Raw genomic sequence first — 3,039 nt, forward strand, 5'->3', positions numbered from 1 at the left:
GGGTGGTACGGCGAGCCGTTCCGTCGCCCGCTCGCCCGCACCCGCGAGTACGTCGACATCGTCCGGCAGGTGCTCGCGCGCGAGGCGCCGGTCACGTCTGACGGGCCGGCGTACAAGCTGCCGTACTCGGGGGAGGACGCGACGGGCCTGGGCAAGCCGCTCAAGCCGATCGTGCACCCCCTGCGCGCCGACTTGCCGATCTACCTCGCCGCCGAGGGGCCCAAGAACATCGCCCTCGCCGCCGAGATCGCCGATGGCTGGCTCGGTTTCCTCGCGTCCCCGCGCCAGGCCGAGCAGTTCAATGCGTGGCTCGACGAGGGATTCGCGCGGCCCGGCGCGCGCCGTAGCCGCGAGGATTTCGAGGTCGCGTTCCAGGCGATGGTGCACATCACCGATGATCCGGAGCCGGTGTTCGACATGTACCGGCCGTTCGTCGCGCTATATGCCGGCGGCATGGGCTCGGAGGACACCAACTTCCACGCCGACGCCATCCGGCGACTCGGCTTCGACGCCGAGGTCGAGAAAATCACCGAACTGTTCCGCTCCGGGCGCAAGGAAGAGGCTGCCGCGGCGGTGCCGAACGAGATGATCGAAGCGATGGCGATCATCGGCAACGAGGATCATGTGCGCTCCGAGGTGCGCAAATGGGAGGAGGCCGGCATCACGACGATGTGCGTCACCGCCGGCAGCGTCGACGAGATTCGTGCGCTCGCGCGGCTGATCTAGACGTGAGGCCTACGCGCGGGCGGCCACCTCGCCGCCCGCGCTCTCGACGGGCGTGCTCCCGGCGCCCCGCCGCCTGATCCCGAGGAAACACGCGGCAGCGCCGAGCACGAGTCCGGCAACGACTCCGAGGTCGGGGCGCTCGCCCATGATCGCCCACGAGAGCAGCGCGGCCATCGACGGGATGATGCCGAACAGCAAGGACACCGCCGCCGCGCCCGCCTGTTTGATAGCTGCGATGTACAAGGTTGCGGCCACGACCGAGTTGGCGAGTACGAGGACCGCCACAGTCCACGCCGCCTGCGGCGCGTTCGTCACCTCTTGTTCCGTGAGTAGAGCGAAAATTCCCGCCGGCACGATGGCCGCGGCGATCCCGATCGCGTTCGAGGCGACCGGGTGCCCGGTGGTGAGGTACCGCTGTTGGTGGATCCCGCCGCCCGCGAGGCCGAAAACGGCGAGCACGACCCACAACACGGCTGCGTCGATCCGTCCGACGTCGAGCAGGCGCCCTGCAAACGCCGCCCCGATCGCGAGCACCGCGAGTACCACCGACGCCACCCGGCGGCTGTCGAGACGCTCGCCGAGCGCCCGCGTCGCGAGCGCTGCGGTGAGCACCGGATTCATCGCGATGATGAGCGCCACGAGCACCGGCGATACCCCGAGCCTCATCGCCTGGTAGCAACCCACGAACTGCACGCCCTGGGTGAGCACGCCGACAACCGCTGCGTGGCCGGCGAACTTGCCGCGCGGCCATTCCAGCCGGAGTGCCGCCGCAATGAATCCAAGTATGACGGCGGAGGCGACGAATCGCGAGAGAAGCACGATCCCCGGCGTCGCCGCGCGGACAGCGAGGGCCCCGATGGGATAGCCGAGCGCGTAGAAGAATGCGGTGGACAGCGCGAGCGACGGGGAGAGCTTCATGCTCTCCAGTCTTGCGGTGCGCAATTGTCCGCGTCCAACCGGGCCGGGATCGTCGGCGCCTTCGGTGGGATTTCCGGAACACGGACCGCGGGTTAGCGGCGGATCGGTAGAGTGGAACGTGTTCTATTAGTTGAATACGCGCGAGGAAAGTAGCCGATGACCACGACAGATGCGACGTCCGGCGTCACAAATGACCACAAAGGGAACGGTGCGATTCCGGGCGGTGCGACGGCGCGCGAACTGAGCCTGGGGCAGATCCTCGCCATCCAGCGACAGGCGCAGCGCGAGGACCCGCAGCCGAGCGCAAAGGTCCGGCGAGACCGGATTTCGCGGCTCAAGCAGCTCGTTCTCGACAACGCTGCCGACTTCGCCGCCGCGCTGCAGGAGGACTACGGCTCGCGGCCCGAGGCGCTGTCCACGCTCACCGACATCGCGGCCTCGATGCCCGATCTCGATCACCAGCGCGGCCATGTCGCCAAGTGGATGAAATCGGACGTGGCCTCCAAGGCGCTGTCCAAGGTCGGATTCCACCAGGAGGTGCGCCACGACCCGAAGGGCGTCGTCGGCATCATGGGACCGTGGAACTTCCCGCTCTACCTCACGATCGTGCCCGCGGGGTCCGCGCTCGGCGCCGGTAACCGCGTGATGATCCGGCCCTCGTCGTCGACCCCGCGCACCACCGAGCTGCTGTGCACGCTTGGGCCGAAATATTTTCCGGTCGAAGAGCTCGCCTTCGCCGGCCCGGAACACGGCCGAGGGGCCGATTTCTCCAAGCTCGACTTCGACCATCTGTTCTTCACCGGCTCGCCCAGGGTGGGACGGTCCGTGGCCGCCGATGCCGCCGCGAACCTCACGCCCGTGACCCTCGAGCTCGGCGGCAAAAACCCTGTCGTCGTCGACCCCGAAGCCGATATCGCCGAGGTCGCCGCGAACGTCGCCGGGTCGCGCATGGTCAACGGAGGGCAGGTGTGCGTGTGCCCGGACTACGTGTTTGTGCCGCGCTCGGGTGTCGACGAATTCTGCGAGAAAGTGTTGTCGACGTGGGAGTCGAAGTTCGGCGCGATCTCCGGCAATCCGGAATACACGGCGACGATCAACGAGTCGAACTACTCGCGCATCGTCGGGCTCATCGACGACGCCCGCGCGAAGGGAGCGACGGTGCGACAGGTCGTGCCGGAGGGGGAGGAGCTGCCGAACGCGGCCGAGCGCAAGGTCGCCCCGACCCTTATCACCGGGGTCACCGACGAGATGGAGATCGCCGGGGATGAGGTCTTCGGCCCGGTGCTCAGCGTCTTCGCCTACGACGACATCGCAGAAGCCGTCGACTACATCGGCGCGCGCCCCGATCCGCTGGTGCTGTACTGGTACGGCGAGCGTGGGCCGAGGTTCGACTAC

3 protein-coding genes are annotated in these 3,039 nt (G+C 68.0%); 2 read left to right on the forward strand and 1 reads right to left on the reverse strand.

Annotation, left to right across the window (positions count from 1 at the left end; all coding sequences use genetic code 11):
* On the forward strand, nucleotides 1–726 hold a 726-nt coding region (locus K8V11_RS10475; RefSeq protein WP_303913742.1), incomplete at its 5' end, for an LLM class flavin-dependent oxidoreductase.
* 9 nt (nucleotides 727–735) lie between these two features.
* On the opposite strand, the gene K8V11_RS10480 is transcribed toward K8V11_RS10475, so the two are convergent.
* Nucleotides 736–1,644: a DMT family transporter gene (locus K8V11_RS10480; protein WP_303913744.1), complete on the reverse strand. Its 909-nt coding sequence runs from the start codon at nucleotides 1,642–1,644 to the stop codon at nucleotides 736–738.
* Between the two features lie 156 nt (nucleotides 1,645–1,800).
* On the opposite strand from K8V11_RS10480, the gene K8V11_RS10485 reads away from it, so the two are divergent.
* On the forward strand, nucleotides 1,801–3,039 hold a 1,239-nt coding region (locus K8V11_RS10485; RefSeq protein ID WP_303913747.1), incomplete at its 3' end, for an aldehyde dehydrogenase family protein.

Origin of the sequence: Dietzia timorensis, assembly GCF_020742175.1 — a bacterium.
GTDB classification, from domain to species: Bacteria; Actinomycetota; Actinomycetes; order Mycobacteriales; family Mycobacteriaceae; genus Dietzia; species Dietzia timorensis_A.

What these genes read in the sequence shown, in the direction of transcription:
- K8V11_RS10480 (WP_303913744.1), bottom strand. Translation starts at nt 1,644, where the DNA reads ATGAAGCTCTCCCCGTCGCTCGCGCTGTCCACCGCATTCTTCTACGCG.